This is a genomic window from Nesterenkonia flava (genome assembly GCF_031432335.1).
Lineage (GTDB): Bacteria > Actinomycetota > Actinomycetes > Actinomycetales > Micrococcaceae > Nesterenkonia > Nesterenkonia flava.
In genome coordinates, this window is sequence record NZ_JAVKGT010000019.1 from 38,257 (window position 1) to 58,556 (window position 20,300).

At 65.4% G+C, this 20,300-nt stretch carries 18 protein-coding genes and 1 tRNA gene; 13 read left to right on the forward strand and 6 right to left on the reverse strand.

What is annotated here, in order from left to right:
- Positions 1-75: 75 nt before the first annotated feature.
- The 3 genes from RH857_RS08425 (at position 76) to ygfZ (ending at position 2,339) form a co-directional block, all read left to right on the forward strand.
- Positions 76-918: a hypothetical protein gene (locus RH857_RS08425; RefSeq protein ID WP_310537534.1), complete on the forward strand. Its 843-nt coding sequence runs from the start codon at positions 76-78 to the stop codon at positions 916-918.
- An 81-nt stretch (positions 919-999) separates the two neighbouring features.
- The gene (locus RH857_RS08430; RefSeq protein WP_310537535.1) at positions 1,000-1,122 is read left to right on the forward strand and encodes a hypothetical protein; all 123 of its coding nucleotides are present in this window, start codon (positions 1,000-1,002) and stop codon (positions 1,120-1,122) included.
- A gap of 17 nt (positions 1,123-1,139) precedes the next feature.
- Complete coding sequence (gene ygfZ, locus RH857_RS08435; RefSeq protein WP_310537536.1) at positions 1,140-2,339, forward strand: CAF17-like 4Fe-4S cluster assembly/insertion protein YgfZ; 1,200 nt, start codon at positions 1,140-1,142, stop codon at positions 2,337-2,339.
- A gap of 223 nt (positions 2,340-2,562) precedes the next feature.
- Here ygfZ and RH857_RS08440 read toward each other — a convergent pair whose 3' ends face one another.
- The 6 genes from RH857_RS08440 to RH857_RS08465 all read right to left on the reverse strand — a co-directional run bounded on the left by RH857_RS08440 (position 2,563) and on the right by RH857_RS08465 (position 9,890).
- A complete protein-coding gene (locus RH857_RS08440) occupies positions 2,563-3,594 on the reverse strand; it encodes a 6-phosphofructokinase (protein ID WP_310537537.1) in 1,032 nt (343 codons plus the stop codon).
- A 123-nt stretch (positions 3,595-3,717) separates the two neighbouring features.
- Positions 3,718-4,929, reverse strand: a complete 1,212-nt coding sequence (locus tag RH857_RS08445) for a pyridoxal phosphate-dependent aminotransferase (protein WP_310537538.1) — start codon at positions 4,927-4,929, stop codon at positions 3,718-3,720.
- Positions 4,930-4,961: 32 nt separating this feature from the next.
- Positions 4,962-5,798, reverse strand: coding sequence for a heme ABC transporter ATP-binding protein (locus RH857_RS08450; RefSeq protein WP_310537539.1), 837 nt, complete (start codon positions 5,796-5,798; stop codon positions 4,962-4,964).
- Positions 5,798-6,859 carry a FecCD family ABC transporter permease gene (locus tag RH857_RS08455; protein WP_310537540.1) on the reverse strand — a complete coding sequence of 354 codons (1,062 nt, stop codon included), beginning with the start codon at positions 6,857-6,859 and terminating at the stop codon, positions 5,798-5,800. Before RH857_RS08455 ends, RH857_RS08450 begins: the two co-directional genes overlap by 1 nt.
- A 2-nt stretch (positions 6,860-6,861) precedes the next feature.
- Positions 6,862-8,034, reverse strand: coding sequence for a heme/hemin ABC transporter substrate-binding protein (locus RH857_RS08460; RefSeq protein WP_310537541.1), 1,173 nt, complete (start codon positions 8,032-8,034; stop codon positions 6,862-6,864).
- Positions 8,035-8,165: 131 nt separating this feature from the next.
- Complete coding sequence (locus RH857_RS08465) at positions 8,166-9,890, reverse strand: HtaA domain-containing protein (RefSeq protein WP_310537542.1); 1,725 nt, start codon at positions 9,888-9,890, stop codon at positions 8,166-8,168.
- Positions 9,891-10,244: 354 nt separating this feature from the next.
- Between RH857_RS08465 and RH857_RS08470 the strand changes: the two genes are divergently transcribed.
- The 10 genes from RH857_RS08470 (at position 10,245) to rplL (ending at position 20,192) form a co-directional block, all read left to right on the forward strand.
- Positions 10,245-13,574 carry an HtaA domain-containing protein gene (locus RH857_RS08470; RefSeq protein ID WP_310537543.1) on the forward strand — a complete coding sequence of 1,110 codons (3,330 nt, stop codon included), beginning with the start codon at positions 10,245-10,247 and terminating at the stop codon, positions 13,572-13,574.
- Positions 13,571-13,894 (forward strand): antibiotic biosynthesis monooxygenase family protein, encoded by a 324-nt coding sequence (locus RH857_RS08475; protein ID WP_310537544.1) that lies wholly within the window; start codon positions 13,571-13,573, stop codon positions 13,892-13,894. The genes RH857_RS08470 and RH857_RS08475 overlap by 4 nt, the downstream gene beginning before the upstream one ends.
- A gap of 158 nt (positions 13,895-14,052) precedes the next feature.
- Positions 14,053-14,125: transfer RNA gene (locus RH857_RS08480), tRNA-Trp, on the forward strand.
- Between the two features lie 109 nt (positions 14,126-14,234).
- The gene (gene secE / locus RH857_RS08485) at positions 14,235-14,486 is read left to right on the forward strand and encodes a preprotein translocase subunit SecE (protein WP_374761142.1); all 252 of its coding nucleotides are present in this window, start codon (positions 14,235-14,237) and stop codon (positions 14,484-14,486) included.
- Between the two features lie 38 nt (positions 14,487-14,524).
- Positions 14,525-15,229, forward strand: a complete 705-nt coding sequence (nusG, locus tag RH857_RS08490) for a transcription termination/antitermination protein NusG (RefSeq protein ID WP_310537545.1) — start codon at positions 14,525-14,527, stop codon at positions 15,227-15,229.
- 123 nt (positions 15,230-15,352) lie between these two features.
- Complete coding sequence (rplK, locus tag RH857_RS08495) at positions 15,353-15,784, forward strand: 50S ribosomal protein L11 (RefSeq protein WP_310537546.1); 432 nt, start codon at positions 15,353-15,355, stop codon at positions 15,782-15,784.
- 100 nt (positions 15,785-15,884) lie between these two features.
- Positions 15,885-16,592, forward strand: a complete 708-nt coding sequence (gene rplA, locus RH857_RS08500) for a 50S ribosomal protein L1 (protein WP_310537547.1) — start codon at positions 15,885-15,887, stop codon at positions 16,590-16,592.
- Positions 16,593-17,207: 615 nt separating this feature from the next.
- Complete coding sequence (locus RH857_RS08505; protein WP_310537548.1) at positions 17,208-18,734, forward strand: hypothetical protein; 1,527 nt, start codon at positions 17,208-17,210, stop codon at positions 18,732-18,734.
- 392 nt (positions 18,735-19,126) lie between these two features.
- Positions 19,127-19,648, forward strand: coding sequence for a 50S ribosomal protein L10 (gene rplJ, locus RH857_RS08510; RefSeq protein ID WP_310537549.1), 522 nt, complete (start codon positions 19,127-19,129; stop codon positions 19,646-19,648).
- A 157-nt stretch (positions 19,649-19,805) separates the two neighbouring features.
- A complete protein-coding gene (gene rplL, locus RH857_RS08515) occupies positions 19,806-20,192 on the forward strand; it encodes a 50S ribosomal protein L7/L12 (protein WP_310537550.1) in 387 nt (128 codons plus the stop codon).
- The last annotated feature ends 108 nt before the right edge of the window (positions 20,193-20,300 follow it).

Below are 20,300 nucleotides of genomic sequence, written 5' to 3' on the forward strand. Positions count from 1 at the left end.
TGCGAAATGGTGTTTGAGTGATCCGTTGAAGAGTATAGCCACGACGCTCAGCGCCCTCTGGCAGGATGGACTCCGATGAAGTATTTCCCGGTCGCCCTCATGGCGCTCGCCGCCCCGCTGCTGATTGCCGCCCTCTCCTGGGCGGGCACTGCTGCGCTCACCGTCGCGGTCTGCGCCCTGTGCGTGGTGGTGGCGGTGGGCTGGCCGCAGCTGATGGGCGTCACGGCGCGCAAGTCGCTGTCCATGGTGATCCTGGCCGCTGGAGTCATCGCCGCCGTCGGCGCGGCTCTGGTGGCGAAGACGGAGAACCTCTTTTTCTGGTCCTCGGTGGCGCTGGCTTTCGGCGTGATGACGGTCTTCGTCATCCAAGTGCTGCGGGGCACGGGCCGGCCGCACCGCCTGGAATCCACCCTGGGTGCGTGCACCGGTGTAGTGATCACGACGACGGCCGCCGGGTGGGTGGCCGGTCTTCGTTACCCCGCAGAGCTTGCCGGCACCAATGGGGGTGACGTCCTGGGGCTGCTGCATGTGCGAGGACTGCTGCACTACGAGGACTGGACGGTGCTGAACGTGACCGGCCCGGGCGGTGAGCTCTCGGTGGTGGCTCTGGCAGCCTCAGCGCTGTTTGCCGGCTCTCTGGTGGCGTGTCTGCCGCTGCGTGAAGCGATTGTGCTCCCGGCGACCGTAGTGGTCTCCACCGCCGCCGCTCTGACGATCGCGATCCTCTGGGGCGAGCTCACGCTCCTGTTCGCCGGCGTGCTCGGAGTTGCCGCCGGTGTGCTGCTGGCTTGCTTCCGCCGATTCCTCGTCCAGCACGGCGCCCCGGGCTCGGTGCTCTCCGGCATGGCCGTCGGGGCCGCTCCCGTGGCCTCCATGGGGGCCTTGGTCTACTTCACCGAACGACTGCTGTTCGTGTGACCCGCCTGAGGCAGCCGGCTCAAGGACTTCTGATCGCAACAGGCACGCGTGCTGCAAGCCACACGCGTTAGACTGTCCGGCATGAGTGAAGCACAGATTCTCGCGCTGGAGATTTTCTTCATCGGCCTGCTGGTGACCGTGACCATCATCATCGGCTGGATTGCCTTTGTGGTGCTCTCCCGCCTCTACAAGGGCCAGCGCTGAGGGATTCCGTCTCCGACGTGAGCGAACCCGCAGAGCCTCGTCTCTCGCCCCTGCTGCGGCGCGATGGTGCCGTGCCCGCCTCCGGCAGCGACGCCGGGGTGGCGGCGCACTACGGCAATCTCACCGCTGAGCAGCGCGCCCTCGAGCAGGGCCGTGCAGTGGTGGACCTCTCCCACCGCGCCGTGGTGACAGTCAGCGGCCCGGACCGGCTCTCCTGGCTGACCACCCTGTCCTCCCAGCAGGTTGCCGACCTGGCTCCGGGGGACTCCACCGAGCTTCTGCTGCTGGACATCTCCGGCCGCATCGAGCAGGCGCCTGCCATCACTGACGACGGCGAGACCGCCTGGCTCATCACAGAGGCCTCCCACGGCCCCGAGCTTGCGCGCTGGCTGGACTCCATGAAGTTCATGCTGCGTGTAGAGATCGCTGATCGCACTGCCGACTACGCCGTGCTGGGGTCTGCCGCAGCACTTCCCGAAGACCTGCCCGGCCAGGTGCCCGCGCGTTGGCAGGACCCCTGGCCACGCCTGGCACCGGGGGCAGCCTCCTACGCGGCAGTCCCCGATGAGGAGCACCCCGGAGCCGACTACAGCTGGCATCTGACGCTGGTGCAGAGGGACAGGCTCGTCGACGTCGTCGAGCAGCTCGGCACCCAGGGCTGGAGCATAGCCGGCACCTTCGCCGCCGAGGCGCTGCGCGTGGCCGCCTGGCGTCCCCGTCTGGCCACGGAGGTGGATGAGAAGGCCATCCCGCACGAATTGGACCTCATCCGAACCGCTGTGCACCTGAGCAAGGGCTGCTACAAGGGCCAGGAGACGGTGGCGCGGGTGCATAACCTCGGACATCCGCCCCGACGGCTCGTGTTTCTGCACCTGGACGGATCCGAACATACGCTCCCGGTTCCCGGTGCGGAGGTCATCGCCCCCAAGGACGGGGCCGACCCCGAGGCGATGGAGGCTGAGCGCGCCGTCGGTACCGTCACCTCCGTGGCCCGCCATCACGAGATGGGCCCCATCGCGCTCGCGCTGGTGAAGCGGAAAGTGGACCCCACCGCCCAGCTGGTGGTCCGTGATCGCAGCACCCAGGCCACGGACGAGCAGGGGGAATCCTCCGGTCCGAGCTTCTACGCCGCCGCCCAGGAACTGATTGTGCGTCCCGACGCCGGTCAGACCGTGGGCCGCCCGCAGGGCGACTTCCTGCGCGGCCGTCCGCGCTGACCCACCAGGCCTTGTCCTTGCGGCGCTGAGGCCGCTTCACACTCCCGCCGGCGCTGCCGCGAATCGTTGATTCCGCACTTGAGGTCACCTCAGCGGCTGTATGCCGCCTGTTCGTGGGTGAGGATGACTCACATTGCCTAAGCAACGGTGAGGTGACACGACGAAGGCCCGCCGTCCCCATGAGGGAGGCGGGCCTTCGTCTGTACAGCTGCCGGTTGCGGGATCAGCGGCCGAAGAGGATCTTCGCCTCTTCATAGCGCTCGGCCGGGACTTCCTTCAGCCCGTCCAGAGCCTCCGAGAGATCCACCGTGACAATCTCGGTGCCGCGCAGGGAGGCCATGTGGCCCCAAGCGCCTTCGTGCACCAGATCCAGGGCCTTGATGCCGAATCGGGTGGCCAGCACGCGGTCATATCCGGTGGGGTTGCCGCCGCGCTGGATGTGCCCCAGCGTGGTGTTACGGGTTTCGATGCCGGTGCGCTCCTCGATCTGAGCGGTGATCCACTCACCGATGCCGCCCAGGCGCGGACGCCCGTCGGCTTCCTGGCCCTTGCCTGCCAGGGCCTCTTCGGCGCCCTCGGGAATGAATCCCTCGGCGACGACGACGAGGGGCGAGCGGCCGCGGGAGTGCACCTGCTCCACCCATTCGCAGACCTGGTCGATGTCCACGCGCTGCTCGGGAATCAGGATGGCGTGGGCGCCCGCGGCCATCCCGGAGTGAAGAGCGATCCAGCCGACGTGGCGTCCCATCACTTCTGCCACCATGCAGCGGTGGTGGGACTCGCCGGTGGTGCGCAGTCGGTCCATCGCATCGGTGGCGATGGAGATCGCGGTGTCGAAGCCGAAGGTGTAGTCAGTGGCCTTCAGGTCGTTGTCGATGGTCTTGGGCACGCCCACCACGGGGATGCCGTCATCGGCCAGCCGCTTCGCCCCGGCCAGGGTGCCCTCGCCGCCGATGGCGATGACGGCATCGACGTCGTGGCGCTTGAGCTGCTTGGCCATATTCTCGGGGCCACCATTGGGGTGGTTGTACGGGTGGGTGCGTGAGGTGCCCAGGATGGTGCCACCTTCACGGGCGATGCCGCGCACGTCGTGGCGGGTCAGCTCCGTGTAGTCGGCTTCGATAAGGCCTCGCCAACCGGCTTTGAAGCCGACGAACTCGTCGCCGAAGCTCTTCACGCCGTGCAGCACGGCGGAGCGGATCACGGCGTTCAGGCCGGGGCAGTCACCGCCGGAGGTCAGCAGTCCGATGCGCATATGCAGCTCATTCCCTTCATTCTCGTGTTCACGAGCCTGACGTCATCGGCAGGACGTTCATCGTTCCTAGTCTATGCACCTGCCGGCGCCGCAGACAGTGCTGTGGCCTTCAGGTCGCTGAACTTAGGCGCTCTTGGAGCCCAGCAGATCGCGGATCCGATCGATGCCGCGGACCAGATCCTCGTCGCCCAGGGCGTAGGACAGGCGCAGGTAGCCGCTGGGACCGAAGGCCTCACCGGGCACCACGGCAACCTTCGCCTTCTCCAGGATTAGCTCGGCGAGTTCGGAGGATGTGGTGGGCGTGACGCCGTCGTAGTCCTTGTTCAGGGCCTCGCGCACGTCCACGTAGGCGTAGAACGCGCCCTCCGGGGTGGGGCAGTGGAATCCGGCCACGGAGTTCAGCGCGTCCACCATGAGCCTGCGCCGCCGGTCGAAGGCCTCGCGCATGGCCTCCACGGGTTCGGTGGGACCGGTGATGGCGGCCAGCGCCGCGGCCTGGGAGACATTGGCCACGTTGGAGGTCAGATGGGTCTGCAGCGTGGAGGCGGCCTTGATGACGTCGGCGGGGCCCACCATCCATCCCACGCGCCAGCCGGTCATGGCATAGGTCTTGGCCACACCGGAGAGGATGACCACCTGGTCGGCCAGCTCGGGCAGGGAGGCGATGGAGGTGAAGGGGACGTCGTCGTAGGTGAGCTTCTCGTAGATCTCATCGGTGATGACCCACAGCCCGTGCTCAGCGGCCCAGCGGCCGATGGCGTAGGTCTCCTCGGGAGAGTAGACGGCGCCGGTGGGGTTCGAGGGGGAGACGAACATGAGCACCTTGCTGGCCTCGGTGCGGGCGGCCTCCAGCTGATCCACCGTGACCTTGAAACCCTGCTCGACGCCGGCGAAGACTTCCACAGGGGTGCCGCCTGCGAGCTTGATGGCCTCCGGGTAGGTGGTCCAGTAGGGGGCTGGCAGGATGACCTCATCGCCGCGGTTGACCAGCGCGGCCAGGGAGGCGTAGACGGCCTGCTTACCGCCATTGGTCACCAGCACCTGGGAGGCCTCCACAGAGTAGCCGGAGTCGCGGCCGGTCTTCTCCGCGATGGCCTGGCGCAGAGCGGGCAGACCGGCGGCGGGGGTGTACTTGTGATTCTTGGGATCCTGGGCGGCCTCGACCGCGGCGGACACCACGTGCTCCGGGGTGGGGAAGTCAGGCTCGCCGGCCCCGAAGCCGATCACGTCCTCACCTGCGGCCTTGAGCGCCTTCGCCTTGGCGTCCACCTTCATGGTGGCGGACTCAGCGATCGAAGCAATCCGGTCAGATACACGTGAGGCAGGTGTGGTCATGCCTCCAAGCCTAACGCGCCTGGGCGGCAGTCTCACCGTGACGGGCCCACGCGGAGCACCCGCCCGTCGTCGTCGGTCATCACTGTGATGGGGGTGCGATAGACCTCGCTGAGCAGTTCAGGAGTGCAGACCTGGTGCGGAGGGCCCGCCGCCACGACGGCGCCGGCCTCCAGCACCAGAAGCTGGTCGGCATAGGCGGCTGCGGCGTCCAGGTCATGAAGCACGACGACGACGCACGCGCCCTCGTCTGCCAGTCGCCGCAGCAGCCGCAGGCACCTTTCCTGATGTCTGATGTCGAGGGCGGAGATGGGTTCGTCCAGCAGCAGGACCGGCGGTCGGTGCGGCAGAGGAGAGACCGGTCGCTGCGCCAGCACTCGTGCCAGGGCCACGCGCTGTCGTTCACCCCCGGAGAGCACGGTGACCGGGCGGTCCATCAGGTGCTGCACGTCAGAGTCCTCTGCAGCGGTGGCCACGGCGGCTTCGTCATGGTCGGCCTCCGGGGTGCCGCGCCAGGGAGTCCGCCCCATGGCGACGACGTCTTCGGCGAGGAACGGGAAGGACACCGCGGTGTGCTGCCCCATCACCGCGCGCAGCCGGGCGGCCTGTTTGGGGGAGTAGCGCCGCACCGGCCGGCCGAACAGCATGGCCTCTCCTGAGTCTGGCCTGGCGTCCGCAGTCAGCAGCGACATGAGCGTGGATTTTCCTGCCCCGTTGGGACCGATGATCACGGACAGCTCCCCGGGGCGGAAGGCCGCAGTGATGCCCCGGAGGATCTGCCGACCGGTGATGGAGAACCTCAGGTCAGTGGCGCTCAGCACGGGTTCTTCCCTCCGGACTTCGGAGACGGCGCTGCCGAGAGTCTGGGTCATCACAGCACCCCCTGACGTTTAAGCGTGGTGCGCAGCAGCACAAAGAACACCGGCCCTCCCACCAGGGCGGTGAAGATACCGATAGGAAGGTCAGCGTAGGGCACCACATTGCGTGCGACGACGTCCGCGACAGACAGCAGCACGGCTCCGCCCAGAGCCGAGAGCGGCAGCAGTGCCGCGTGGGAGGGCCCCAGCACCAGACGCAGGGCATGGGGGACCACTAGTCCGATGAATCCGATGAGTCCGGCAAACGCCACCGCGGCCGCCGAGGTCAGGGCCACCAGCACAATCACCAGACCACGCAGCCGCTCTACGTGGACCCCGGTGTGGCGTGCTGCGCTTTCGCCCAGGGCCAGGACGTCTAGCCTGCGCCACAGCAGCAGGGCGCAGAACACGCCCACCCCGCCGATGCTGCCCGTGAGGGCGACTGCGTGCCAGGTGGCCCCGTTGAGGGAGCCCATCTGCCAGAAGATGATGGTTTCACGGCTGGTGGTGTCCGCGAGGAAGGTGAAGAAGCTGATGAGCGCACCGGCCACAGCGTTGATCGCAATGCCGGTGAGTACCAGGGTCAGCACCATGGAACGGCGTCCGGAGCGGGAGAGCGCGTAGACCAGCGCGGAGACCAGCAGCCCGCCGGCGAATGCGGCAGCCGGCACCTGAAGTCCCGTGCCGGTGCCGAAGACGATGGCGGCGCAGGCCCCCACCGCCGCACCTGAGGTCACACCGATTACCCCGGGTTCGGCCAGCGGGTTGCCGAAGACTCCCTGCATGAGTGCACCGCCGATGCCCAGACAGGCACCCACAATGCAGGCCAGCACGATCCGCGGGAACCTGATGTTCCACAGCGTCGCGTCCACCAGCTGTGTCTCAGGCCCCCAGTTCCCGGTCACGGCGCGTTCCAGGCTGCCCAGGACGTCTGCGGTGCTGGTGGTGAACTGACCCCATTGCGCAGAGACCAGCACGGTGGTCACCAGCCCCGCGAGCAGGACGCCGGTGACCACAGCACGACGACGCCAGCCCGAGTGTCTTCTTGCCCGTGCGTGTGGTGAGCGCTGCAGCATGGTCACTGGGTCCCGTCAGCGGCGTGGGGCTCCAAGTAGACGGCCTCCGCCAGAGCGGTCAAGGCCTGGGGCGACCGCGGCCCGAAGGACAGCAGCTGGGAGTCCGGGGCATCGATCACCCGCTGGTTCTGCCCGGCGGTGGTCTGTGCGACCCCTGGTCGTGCGAGCAATCCCTCAAGGCCGCCGGTGGACTCGAGCCCCTTAGTCATGACAAAGATGAGGTCCGGGTTCAGGTCGGCGAGTGCTTCCGCATTGGCTGGTTGCAGGCCGGTGATGCCGGCTTCGGTGGCAGCATCTGCCAGGCCGAGGTTCCCGAGCAGGTCATTCACCCCGTTGTCCTCACTCATGATGAAGAACACTCCAGCGTTGCCGCGCACGTACAGCACGGCGGCCGACGGCGGAACCTCGGTGTCTGAGCCCAGGTGTTCGATGTAGGCCTGAGCCTCGTCCCATTCGGTCTCGAACTGCGAGACGAGCTCCTCACCGCGCTCAGGGACGCCAAGGGAGGCGGCGACGTCACGCATGAGGTCATCGACGCCGTCGAGCTCACGGTCGGGGGTGATCTGCACCACCGTAATGCCGGAGGATTCCAGCTGTTCAAGCACCTCCCGGGGCCCCAGCGTGGTGTCGTGAAGGATGAGGTCCGGCTGAAGTTCCATGATGGCCTCGGCGTTGAGCGTGTGCCCGGAGACCGTGACATTGGGCAGGTGCTCCATGGAGGGGTTCTCATCGGAGACGGTGCGCCCCACCAGCCGGTCTCCCAGGCCCAGGCCCAGGGTGATGTCGCTGAGGGTTCCGTAGATGTCCAGGGCCAGGATCCTATCGGCAGAGTCAATGGTGACCTCCTGCCCGCGGTCATCGGTGATGGTCACCGGGAACTGCGGGTCCGGCTCTCCGGGCAGCGGTTCAACATCCGGGATTTCCGCTGCGCTCGCCGGCCCGGTGAGCAGGGAGGCGTCGGCAGGATCCGGCCAGTTCTCCGAGGGCGCGGCTGAATCGCTGCCTTCCTCCTGCGTGTCGTCTCCTGGTGAGTCCTCGGAGCTGCCGTTCGCAGCCGGGGAGGAGCTGGCGTCGTCGTCGGTGGAGGTGGGGCTGGAGTCGCTGTTCAGCCCGCAGCCGGTGACCAGCAGTGAGAGTGCGGCTGCTGCGGCAAGAAGCTTGTGGTGGGTGTCCATGGGGACGGTTCCTTCATGTGCGTGCGGTGAGGGTCAGGGGACGACGACGGCGGAGCACGGGCTGCGCCCGGTGGGGCCGGGTGCCCATGCTCCGCCGTCGGTCAGTGCGCGGACGGTGCCGCTTCCGGCTCTTAGGCCTGCTTGCGGCGAGCGGCCATCAGCGCCAGCCCGAGCAGTACCAGCACCAGGCTGGCAATGCCGAAGGCGGTCACCGTGGTGCCGGTGGCGGCCAGGGATGCGCCGCCGGTGCCCAGACCGGTGCCGGCACCCCCGGCGACAGTTCCTCCGGAGCCGCCGGTGGAGGAGACCACGTTGCCGTCGGCGTCGTAGGTGATCTCTTCGCAGTTGGTCTCAGCGCCCAGGGGGAGGGTGAAGCTGATGGGGTCCAGCGGCTCACCGGCCTCGTAGAAGCCGGCGAAGGCCACCGCACCTTCCGCGGTCAGGTTCACGGCAGCGCCCGAGGCGGAGACTGTGCCGCCGGAGGTGGAGATGGGACCGGAGATGGTGGCGAAGGCGACTCCAGGCAGGTTGTGGGTCACGCCATCCATGTCATCGGAGACGGCGTCCACGTAGAGGACCGCCGAATTCGGGCCGGTGACCTCAATGCGGGGGTTAGACATGTGGAAGTCCAGTACGCCGTTGTGTCCGGTGAAGTGCACGCCGCCGCCGAAGGAGGCAGCGCCGGTGCCGTTCTCGGTGTTGAAGCTGCCGGTGCCGCCGCCCCACTGGTAGGCGCCGCCGGAGTAGCTGATGCCGTTGAGCGTCCAGTCACCACGGGCGATGCCGCCCTGGATGTAGCTGCGGAAGGACTCGCGCAGGCCCCAGCTGAGGGTTCCGCCGCTGATCTCGTACGCAGTGCAGACCGTCTCGGTGTAGGTCTCCTCAAGCTCGTCCTCGGCTGCGGAGACAGGTGCCGGGTCTGTCTCATCTGCGGAGGTCTCCGGGGAGGAGGTCGGGCTGGAGACGAACACCGGCGTGGGGGTGGCCGATGCCGAGGCACGAGGGGTAGCCGTGGCGCTCGGTGATGCCGAGGGTGTTGCCGTCGCCGAGGGGGTTGCGCTCTGCGTGGGGGTCTGGGTGGCAGTCGGTGACGGTGTCGGAGCCGTGGTGGGCGACGCCGTCTCGGTGGGCTCCGGGGTGTCGCTGGGGTCCGGAGTCTCCGTGGGGGTCTCAGTCGGTGTGGGCTCCGGCTCGGCGTCCTGTGCCGGCAGTAGGGCCACGCTGATGCTCACGGGGTCCAGTGCCTCGCCGGCGTTATAGAAGCCGGCGAAGGCCTCTGCCCCTGCGGCGGTGAGATGTGCCTCTGCGGTGCCGGTGAGGGTGTCGTCGGCCACGGTGAAACCGTTGCTGAACTCCAGGTCAGCGAAATCTACCTGCGTGTAACTGATGGAGTTCTGGTCCAAGTCCACGGACTCCACATCGAGGTAGAGGGTTCCGGAGGTCCCGCTCCATTCGACGGTGGGGTTGCTCAACTCCACGGAAAGAGCGGGCTCCCCGGCCTCAAAGTGGCCCTCGTGCCCGGTGAAGTGTACTGCTCCGGTGTAGGAGACCGATCCGGTGGACTCCTCAGGGTCGGCCGAGCCGGTGGCGGAGGCCCAGGTGAAGGCGCCGCCAGACTCGGTCACGCCTTCGGTGGTCCACTGGCCCCGGGCGATCGGCCCCTGGATGTAGTTACGGAAGCTCTCCCGCACACCCCAGCTCAGAGAGGTGGAGGCCACGTCCTGAACAGCGGCGGGGAGGTCCACGGGGACAGGCGGCAGAGTGCTGGCCTGTGCCTGGGGTGCGGCGAGGAAGCCGCAGAGCGCAACGGCGGTGAGTGCGCTGACCCCTCGCCGTGCGTGTGTTGCTGTGCTCATAAGAACGCTCCTGATGACGTCAAGGTGCTTGTGGGGACCGCAGCAAGGGCGGTCCCGATTGAGTTGCTGTTGGCGCCGGTGAGAACGGATCACTATGCACCGTTCTCTGCCAGGTACAACTAAGCCAGTGCTAATAAATAACAGATTCGTTTGTTAATCAAGTGTGAAGCAGGCCGAACGTTGAGGCTGTTGGCAATTGCTGATGCCTGCTATGTTAACGTTCTAGCGGGTATCGCTATGGTGAAAATGTCTAATCGACGTAGGACGACCTAAGTCAATGACATCCCGCTGACAGACGTCATTAGGGCATGCCGCGCGTTGTGAAATGGCTGCCTCCACCTGATAAGGACTTTGATGAGGACAACTGCACTCGCAGGGGGTCGGCGGGCATGTGCCGCCGTAGCCTGCGCCATGATCGGGGCACTGACCTTCACTGCCTACTCCCCAGCTTTTGCTCAAGACCCGCCTGCGGGATCGGCGCCCGCTCAGCAGGCCGATGACGCCACACTGACGTGGGGTGTGCGGGCTTCCTTCCACCGCTACATTCAAGGTCCTATCGCCCGCGGTAGCTGGGAAACCACCGGCCTTCAGGAGAACGGGGGTGTCTTGACGTGGTCATCCGGCGAGGGCGAGGTCGCAGCAGACAACTCCCGGGGTCGAATCTCCTTCGCCGGCGGGGTGAGTTACACCGGTCACGTCGGGCATTGCCGCGCAGGCGAGCCTGCGCTCGACGTCGCACTCGAGAACCCTGTCGTGGAGTTCGAGGCCGGTGCCGATGGTGAGATAGTGGGCACGCTCTTCGTCGACTATGAATCCCGGCCGTATGACCCGGGATGTCCTGAGAATCTCGCTCCCTTCAGTGGTGAACAGGCTCCGCTGGCCGTGTTGGAGTTCGAGGAGCTCACTGTGGAGGACGGCGTCCTGGAAGGCAGCGCTCAGGCGAGTCTCACGTCCACAGGGGCTGATGAGGTGTTCGCGGGCTTCTATCAGGCCGGTGACTCTATGGATCCCCTGGCTCTGCGTGCATCCATCACTCCCGCCGCGGCAGACCCCGATGTGGTGACCGAACCCGTTCTCACGGTGGAACCCAGCACCAACCTCACGGTGGGGGACACCATTCGGGTCGAAGGCGACGGGTTTGACGCCTCCGGCCTCGGTGCGCGCCCTCCGCTGATGAACCGGCAGTCAGGGTTCTACGTGGCCTTGGGGTGGTTCGATGAGCCGTGGCGGATTTCCGACGGTGCACCGGGTACAGCCCGTTACACCATGGACGTGAAGTGGGTGCTGCCCCAGTCCAGCGCTGATGTTCTCGGCGCGAACTTCGCTGACCAGGTGCTGGTCTGGGAAGAGCATGCAGATGGCACCGCGGACTTCGCATGGGACATCGAGGTGACAGAGGCTCTCGTAGAAGCTGTCGAAGCAGGTGAGCGCGAAGACGCCACTCTCGGCATCTACACCTACCCGGGTGGCGGCAACACCGACGCCGTCAATGAACGCTTCGTTCCGGTTTCCTTCGCTGGTAGCAACGCCCCCGGTAATGAGGATGACGATGAGGAGAACGACGTCGTCGCTGAGCCGGCCCTGTCCGTGGAGCCCAGCGAGAACCTCGACCCGGCGGGTGAGACCATCACTATTACCGGTGCAGGTTTCGACACAGATTTCACTGCGCTGTACCCGGTTCCAGGCCTGACCGCTGGTTTCTACGCGCAGATCGGCTGGATCGATGAGACCTGGAGGCCCTCAGAGGGGGCGCCCTCCTCTGCGCGGTCCAACTCCTACTCCGTATGGGTGCAGGGAACCAACAACAATGATCCCTACCTGCAGTGGACCCAGAACGACGACGGCACCGCTGATTTCGCGTGGGAAGTGACCATCGACCAGGAAACCCTGGAAGAGACCTACCGTGAAGGTGCCGAGCTCGCCGTCTTCACCGTAGGCGCGGGAGGCGCCGTCCAGGAGGTCAACGAGCTGGCCGTGCCCATCAGCTTCGCCGAAAGCACCGCTCCCGGTGATGAGGATGAGGATGAAGAGGGTGGCCAGGTACCACCTTCCACCGACCCCACAACGGATCCCACCCAGGACCCTGACCCCACCCAGGATCCGGAGCCAACCCCGGACCCGTCCGAAGATCCGGAACCCACTCCGGCGCCCGAACCCACCGAGGATCCAGAGCCCACCGTCTTTGACGTGGTCGCTGCTGACCTCACCTGGGGTGTGAAGGAATCCTTCCGCAGCTACATCACCGGACGCATCGCTCGGGGTGAATGGGCCCTGGACGGTACCACCGCTGACGAGGATGGCATCCTCACCTGGTCTTCTGGATCCGGCGTGGTGGACACCGAAGATGCTCTCTCCGGTGTCATCAGCTACCCCGGTGGCGTCCACTACACCGGACACTGGGGCCACCACGAGCCTGGAGAACCGGCCCTCAGTGTGGAGTTGGAGAACCCTACCGTGGAGTTCACTCAGACCGGCGGCGGGGCCGTGGGTACTCTCTACGGTGATGTGGAGTCCGTAGACCTGGATCAGAACGCCATCAGCTATGAGCAGGCCGAGTTTGCCGACCTCGTCTTCACCGACGGCATCACCTTTGACGGTGAGGTCCTCTCCGGAATCGCAGAGGCGACGCTCACGGAAGAAGGCGCGGAGGCCTTCGCCGGCTTCTACAGCGCAGGTGAAGGGCTGGACCCGGTGGTCATCTCTGCCGTTCTGGAACCGTCGGATGAGGTGGGTCCGCCTCCCTCTGCTGAGCCGACTGCAGAACCCACTGATGAGCCGACAGCTGAGCCTACCGTTGACCCGACTGTGGACCCCACTGCGGATCCCTCGGCTGATCCCACCAGTGAGCCGATCGGTGACCCGTCTGGTGATCCCAGCACGGATCCCTCTGGTGGGCCGACTGCGGTTCCTTCGGCCGGGCCTACTGATGACCCTTCCGTGGATCCCTCTGGTGGTCCCACCGGGGAGCCTTCAGCAGATCCGTCGGCTGGGCCTACTGATGGGCCGACGGTGGGTCCTTCTGATGATGTGACTCCGGCGCCTTCGGAGGAGCCCAGTGGTGAACCCTCTGATGAACCGTCAGCTGAACCCTCTGACAGTCCGTCCTCCGGCCCGACTCAGGGTGGTACTTCGAGCCCCTTCCCAACCGGTTCGGACATGGATGATGCCGGTGACCAGGCTGACCAGGATGGTGACGGTGTGGGTCGTTCCAGTGATGATCTGATTGCTGAACTGGAGGATCTCATTGCGGTGATCGGTGGTGCTGAGCTGGTGCTGGGTGAGGAGGCCCAGATCCAGGTCGGTGAGGAGCACGCTGGTAGTGAGGTTGATGTGGTGCTCTACTCGGAGCCCACTGATCTGGCCACGGTCACGGTGGATGCCGATGGTGTTGCCACGGTGCTGGTTCCGGAGGATGAGTCCTTGCTTGGTGAGCATTCCCTGGCGGTGTATGAGGCCGGTGGGGATCTCATCGGCTGGACCGGTGTCACGGTGGTGGCCCCGGATGCTGGGGGAAGCGTGACACCGGACGGGGACCCGACCTCCTCTGGCACCCAGGCCGCCAAGAGTGGCCCGCTCGCAGCCACCGGTGCTGCCGGAGTCCTGGGCCTCGCCTCCTTGTCTGTTCTGCTGCTGATCCTCGGGCTCCTGGCAGTCCGTCGCAATTCCAAGGAGGTGAACGTATGAGTGTCATCAAGATCAACGCCATCACTGTTCCAGCAGAAACCGGCGATGAACTCGCTGTGCGGTTCAGGGAGCGACAGGCTCGCGGCGCAATGCAGAACATCCCCGGTTTCGAAGGTTTCGAGCTTTTTCAGCCCGCAGATGAGCGCGAGCAGTGGCTCGTGGTCACTCGGTGGGAATCTGATCAAGCCTTCACCTCATGGCAGAACTCCGAGGAGTTTCGCAAGGCCCATGAGCGGACTGAGGACGAGAACGGTCAGAAGAAGAAGCCTGTAGGAACCCACGCGGAGCTGTGGAGCTACGTGCCGGCAGCGGCCGGATAAGGCATCGCCTTCCCTCCCGGAGCCAGCTGCGCAGCGGGCGAGAGGTATCAATTCCCTCACCGGGTTTGGTCTCTCGCCCGCTCCCGCGTAGACTGGTGCCTCGGTGTCTACGGATACCTCTACTGGGCGTGCCTCCCCGCAAGGGGAAACAGGTCCGTAGGGCAGTGGCGCAATTGGTAGCGCAACGGTCTCCAAAACCGTAGGTTGCAGGTTCGAGTCCTGTCTGCCCTGCTGAAGCGGGTCCCTCGCCGAGGGTGCCGCTTCACGCTCTTCAGATCAGCAGCATCGCTGGTCTGGCGACCAGGCATCACGCCACCGCTTACACGAAGATGGAGTCTACGTGTCTCAGACACCAGTGACTGACGTTCAGGGCCCGGACCCCGAGGGGAAGCGCCCGCGTAACCCCTTCGCACGGGTGTGGCTTTTCCTGCGCCAGGTCTTCGATGAGCTGAGGAAGGTCGTCGTTCCTACCCGCAAGGAACTGGCGAACTACACCCTGGTTGTCCTGGTGTTCGTGGTCATCGTGATTCTGATCGTCTCCGGGTTCGACTGGGTGTTCAGCCGGGCCGCAGACCTGGTCTTCGGCAGCTAGTACGGCAGAGAAGAACATCACGGACAACAAGGAGAAACGTGGCTGACCAGGAACTCTCGCAGAGCGAGCCAGTCGAGAACGTCGACGTCGCCCCCGAGGAGGAGAAGTCCTACGAGGAGCGCGCAGACGAGCTCAAGGCTAAGCTGCGCCGCGGCCTGGGCGACTGGTACGTGGTGCACACCTACGCCGGCTACGAGAAGCGCGTGAAGTCCAATCTGGAGACTCGTATCCAGACCCAGGACATGGAGGACTACATCTACGAGATCGACGTTCCGATGGAGGATGTCGTCGAGATCAAGGGAACTCAGCGCAAGGTGGTCAACCGTGTGCGCATTCCCGGGTACGTCCTGGTCCGTATGGAGCTCACCGACGCCTCCTGGGGCGTTGTCCGCCACACCCCAGGTGTGACCGGCTTCGTCGGCAATGCTCACGAGCCCCAGCCGCTGAGCATCGACGAGGTCTTCGACATGCTTGTGGAGCACCGCCTGGGCAAGCCCGGCGAGGACAAGAAGGTTGAGGTCGTCGACGGCGAGGAAGCACCCGCCGCAGCGCCCTCCAGCGACGTCAAGGTCGACTTCGAGGTCGGCGAGTCCGTCACCGTCACCGACGGCCCGTTCGCCACCCTGCCCGCCTCGATCTCCGAGATCCACGCCGACTCGCGTCAGCTGGTCGTGCTGGTCTCTATCTTCGAGCGCGAGACACCGGTGACCCTGAACTTCAACCAGGTCGAGAAAATCTACTAAGACTTGCGATGACGACGCGAGCTTGGCGTCGTCATCGTATCCGGTCGCTCCGGCCAGGCGCGACCACCCCTGAACCCACGCTCCTGTGGCTTCAGGAAGTACGCAAGAAAAGGACGCTGAAACATGGCCCCGAAGAAAAAAGTCGCCGGCCTGATCAAGCTGCAGATCCAGGCTGGTGCCGCTAACCCGGCACCGCCGATCGGCCCTGCTCTCGGTCAGCACGGCGTGAACATCATGGAGTTCTGCAAGGCATACAACGCCGCGACTGAGTCCCAGCGCGGCAACGTGGTGCCTGTGGAGATCACGGTCTACGAAGACCGCTCCTTCACCTTCATCACCAAGACCCCGCCGGCCGCTGAGCTGATCAAGAAGGCTGCAGGCGTGGCCAAGGGCTCCGGCGTGCCCCACACTGACAAGGTGGGCAAGCTGACCCAGGCGCAGGTCGAGGAGATCGCCCAGACCAAGCTGGAGGACCTGAACGCGAACGACATCGCGGCAGCTTCCAAGATCATCGCCGGTACCGCCCGCTCCATGGGCATCACCGTCGAAGGCTGATTCAGCCAACACCTGACATATAGGAAGGTCCGACGACGTCGGGCCGGTGGGAAGGGCCGAGCGCGGTCCGCGTACCACAACTGCTAAGGAGAAAACGCAGATGGCAAAGCGCAGCAAAGCATATAAGGCGGCCGCCGAGAAGATCGGTGTGGACACCGTCTACTCCCCGGCCGAGGGCATCGCCCTGGCCAAGGAGACCAACCCCTCGAAGGTAGATGCCACCGTTGAGGTCGCATTCCGCCTGTCCGTGGATCCCCGTAAGGCTGACCAGATGGTTCGCGGCACCGTGAACCTGCCCCACGGCACCGGTAAGACCGCCCGCGTGGTCGTCTTCACCCAGGGCGACAACGTGGCCAAGGCTGAAGAGGCCGGCGCCGACTTCGTCGGTGGTGATGAGCTCATCGCCAAGGTCGCTGAGGGCTGGACGGACTTCGACGCCGCCGTGGCCTCCCCCGACATGATGGGCAAGGTGGGTCGCCTCGGTAAGGTCCTGGGTCCCCGCAATCTCATGCCGAACCCCAAGACCGGCACCGTGACCCCCGACGTCGCGAAGGCCGTCACGGACATCAAGGGCGGCAAGATCGACTTCCGCGTCGACAAGCACTCCAACCTCCACTTCATCATCGGCAAGACCAGCTTCGACAAGCAGAAGCTGGTGGAGAACTACGCCGCCGCTCTGGAGGAGATCCTGCGCCTGAAGCCCTCCGCTTCCAAGGGGCGCTACATTCAGAAGGCCACCGTGTCCACCACCTTCGGCCCCGGCATCGCCGTGGATCCGAACGTGACCAAGGTGGTTGCCGAGGGCTGATTCAGTCCCCGCATCACCTTCACTGCGAAGGCCCCGTCCATTCATGGGCGGGGCCTTCGTATGTCCGGCAGGAGTTGACTCTGGTGAGAACCTGAAAAATGTCTCCACGGATTGTTACGGAGCTCGGTTCGTCAGCCTGGAACGTTCCCGACACCTCGGAGTCCATGGGTTAGGTTCGGCCTGATCTGCGGCAACGCACCGCGGGGCACCGTGCCGCGGAGCGCGGGCTTTCACGTCATGCTGAGGCAATATGTCATACATCACTCAGTGCCCTCGTAGGTCCTGCCCAGGCTTCGTAAGGTCAGAGAGGCTGCCCGCGCCCTTTCCGCGCAGGCTCACTTGATCGGACATGACTGACCTGAACGGGAAGCAGGAACTCACAAGACTCGCCGCGGTCGTCTGGCCGCCGCTCTGATCGCAGGCCCGGCTGTCACCGTCGGCCTGCTCGGCACCAGCATCGTCCCGGCGGCCGCCCAGCAGGCCGATGACGACCCCAGCCTGAGCGCCATCCAGCAGACCCAGGCCGACGAGCGTCAGGCCCGGATCAACGAGCTGGCCGAGAACCCCCTCACCCTCTCCATTCCGCGGCGTGACACGAGCGTGGACCAGGAGTTTGTGATCACCACCGAAGAGACCGCCGTGCAGGTCTGGTCGGCCGATGCTGGCGAGTTCGGTGAGAACGTGACTATCGCCTACATCCCGGCCGGCGCCGCCGTGGTGGTCGCTAACGCGAGCGCAGGTCTGGAGAGCTACAACCTCAACGACGGCCTGATTCTGGAGCAGCTGGAGCTTGCTTCAAGCCCGCTGAGGATCTCCGGAGACACGGTGGTCCCCGCTGCGGACGGTGAGCAGAGCGATGAGCTGCCCTCACAGCCAGCAGTGCCCGACTTGGGTGACCTGCCGGTGATCACCTTCCCAGCCCGCGATGCCAGCAACTACCAGGACGAAGTCGTGCTGGTAGTGACCGAGGACGCCCCGGTCTATGCAGACTCCGCCCGGACCGAGCCCCTGGCCTACGTCGCCGCCGGGTCCATCATCCGCATCTCCTCCGATCTGGAAAACGTGGGTCGCTCCGGGCAGAGCGTGGGACTGCGGGATCACGTCTTTGCGCGCGCCCTGGACGGCGTCGGGCGTAACGACTTCGTCTACATCCTCAGCGATCACATCACGACCGTGGACGACGACACCGCCGTCTCTGAGGGCGATCGCCCAGAGGTTCCGGAGTCGGATGCCCCGACCGTTCAGCTGGCGACCCCGGAGTACCAGAACGACCCGTGGAACTTCCTGGTCACCACGCAGCGCACCCCGGTCTACGGCTCCTTCACCGAGGGTATCCAGGACGAGATCGTCGCCTACGTGCCGGCCGGAACGCTGGTCCGCTACGCCAACAACCCGGAGCCCGGTGATGAGGACCTCACCATCACTCCGGACAGCATCGGCGAGCTGCTGCTGATCCACAGTGATGAGCTGGATGCGGCGCTGGAGCAGACCGACTTCTCCATCTTCTACTTCCCGACCGACTACATCCGCAACGCCAACGATGATGATCTGGAAATCTTCTACGACGATGACGAGGATGACGACGTCGTCACTCCGCCTTCAGATGATGAAGACGAGGACCAGGGCGGATCTGGCGACGACAGCGCTGGTGACGACGACGAGTCTCAGGATCCCGGCACCGTAGAGCTGACTGTTGAGCCCGGCCAGGTTGCCCCCGGTGTTGAAACCAGCCTCTACGCCGAGGGCTTCGAGGCTGAGGAGGACGTGACCGTTCAGCTCAACCCCGAGCTCGGCACTTTCCCTGCCGATGAGAACGGTGCATTCACCGCCGTGGTGACCATCCCGGAGGACACCGAGCCCGGTGAGCACACCATCACCGTCACCGGTGCGGAATCCGGCCTCACGGGATCCGCGACCATCACCGTGGTAGCCCCCGTGGCGCCCGCCGGTGCTGTCACCGGTGAGGACCCGCTTGCCGGTAAGGGAGGCACCGTCCCGGCCCCCGTCGCCGCCGGCGGACTGGCCCAGACCGGTGTTGAAACCAGCACTGCGGTCGGTTCCGGCCTGCTCCTGCTGCTGGGCGGCGCCCTGGCGGCACTCGGGTACAAGAACCGCCTCGGACGTCGGGGTTCCGACGCCTAAGACCTGGCTAAGTTCCCTTCTTCCGCGACGGCGGGACCATCGATTTGGTCCCGCCGTCGCTGCGTGTGTAGAGTAGTGGATGACCAAAGACCGTCGGTCGTTGTCGTCGTGCAGTCTTCAGTTGGCTCTGGAGTCTGCGGTCACCGGGATGAACTCCCGGAGTGCGACGCAGCTGTAAAGACCCTCCTCGGGCGACCTGCGCAGGACACTAAGCCGCTGAAATCTCCCTGGAGTCATTCCTGGAGCAGAATTCTGTGAGCCCCGTGCCCCTGCGCATCGGGGCTTTTTTGTTGCCATGCAGCAGCAGCCCCGGCACCTAAGAGGCTGACCGATCGGTTCACGTTGTGGCGTCTCCCGGACGTCGCAACCTCAAGATCATCGGAAGGAGTGCCATGGCGAATCCTGAGAAGGCTGCCGCCGTCGAGGAGCTGAAGGAACTCTTCAACAACTCGACCGCTGCCGTGCTCACGGAATACCGCGGCCTCTCCGTGGCCCAGCTGCAGACTCTGCGCCGGTCCGTGCGAGAGAACGCGAACTACGCCGTGGTGAAGAACACGCTCACCGAGATTGCGGCTAAGGAAGTCGGCATCGACGCCTTCGACGGCAAGATGTCGGGTCCCTCCGCTATCGCCTTCGTTCACGGTGATGCCGTGGACGTGGCCAAGGCGCTGCGTGACTTTGCCAAGGACAACCCCCAGCTCATCGTCAAGGGCGGCTACATGGATGGCCAGGCTCTGGACGAGGCTGGTATCAAGAAGCTCGCGGATCTTGAATCCCGTGAGGTTCTGCTCGGCAAGATGGCTGGCGCCTTCATCGGCGCCCAGTCCAAGGCCGCTGCCACCTTCCAGGCGCCGATCTCCAAGATCGTGCGTACTGCGGAGGCCCTGCGCGTCAAGCAGGAAGAAGCTGCCTGAGTTTCGCCGAGACTCGACGGGATGCATCGGCGGGCGTAGTCGCTGAAGAACCGTCACCAGGGTCGCTGATACAGAGGCCCGAAGAAACCAAGATCCGCGTGTGCCGCCGAAGGACCACAATGGTCCGGCACAACAGATATGAGAAGGAGCGCCACCCATGGCGAAGCTGAGCAACGACGAACTGATCGAGCAGTTCAAGGAGATGTCGCTGATCGAGCTCTCTGAGTTCGTGAAGCTGTTCGAGGAGACCTTTGACGTGACCGCAGCCGCTCCGGTTGCTGTTGCAGGTGCTGCCCCCGCTGCCGGCGGCGAGGCCGCTGCTGCTGAGGAGCAGACCGAGTTCGACGTCATCCTCGAGTCCGCTGGTGACAAGAAGATCGGTGTCATCAAGGAGGTGCGCGGCCTGACCTCCCTCGGTCTGAAGGAGGCCAAGGAGCTGGTCGACGGCGCACCCAAGGCTGTTCTCGAGGGCGTCGACAAGGACGCTGCGGAGAAGGCCAAGGAGGCCCTCGAGGGCGCCGGCGCCACCGTCACCCTCAAATGATTCCTGCGGCGTAAGCCGCGCACATCACAGAGAAGAGCCCCGGAGGAGTCATCTGAAGTGCTCCCCGGAAGTTGGACTGGTTAATCCAGTTCCTTCTTCCGGGGAGTA

Excerpts from the sequence above, each read along its gene's own strand:
- RH857_RS08430 (WP_310537535.1), top strand. The coding sequence starts at position 1,000 with ATGAGTGAAGCACAGATTCTCGCGCTGGAGATTTTCTTCATCGGCCTG.
- rplK (WP_310537546.1), top strand. The coding sequence starts at position 15,353 with ATGGCCCCGAAGAAAAAAGTCGCCGGCCTGATCAAGCTGCAGATCCAG.
- RH857_RS08425 (WP_310537534.1), top strand. The coding sequence starts at position 76 with ATGAAGTATTTCCCGGTCGCCCTCATGGCGCTCGCCGCCCCGCTGCTG.
- rplJ (WP_310537549.1), top strand. The coding sequence starts at position 19,127 with ATGGCGAATCCTGAGAAGGCTGCCGCCGTCGAGGAGCTGAAGGAACTC.
- RH857_RS08475 (WP_310537544.1), top strand. The coding sequence starts at position 13,571 with ATGAGTGTCATCAAGATCAACGCCATCACTGTTCCAGCAGAAACCGGC.
- rplA (WP_310537547.1), top strand. The coding sequence starts at position 15,885 with ATGGCAAAGCGCAGCAAAGCATATAAGGCGGCCGCCGAGAAGATCGGT.
- RH857_RS08465 (WP_310537542.1), bottom strand. The coding sequence starts at position 9,890 with ATGAGCACAGCAACACACGCACGGCGAGGGGTCAGCGCACTCACCGCC.
- RH857_RS08460 (WP_310537541.1), bottom strand. The coding sequence starts at position 8,034 with ATGGACACCCACCACAAGCTTCTTGCCGCAGCAGCCGCACTCTCACTG.
- RH857_RS08455 (WP_310537540.1), bottom strand. The coding sequence starts at position 6,859 with ATGCTGCAGCGCTCACCACACGCACGGGCAAGAAGACACTCGGGCTGG.
- RH857_RS08445 (WP_310537538.1), bottom strand. The coding sequence starts at position 4,929 with ATGACCACACCTGCCTCACGTGTATCTGACCGGATTGCTTCGATCGCT.
- RH857_RS08470 (WP_310537543.1), top strand. The coding sequence starts at position 10,245 with ATGAGGACAACTGCACTCGCAGGGGGTCGGCGGGCATGTGCCGCCGTA.
- RH857_RS08450 (WP_310537539.1), bottom strand. The coding sequence starts at position 5,798 with ATGACCCAGACTCTCGGCAGCGCCGTCTCCGAAGTCCGGAGGGAAGAA.
- RH857_RS08440 (WP_310537537.1), bottom strand. The coding sequence starts at position 3,594 with ATGCGCATCGGACTGCTGACCTCCGGCGGTGACTGCCCCGGCCTGAAC.
- rplL (WP_310537550.1), top strand. The coding sequence starts at position 19,806 with ATGGCGAAGCTGAGCAACGACGAACTGATCGAGCAGTTCAAGGAGATG.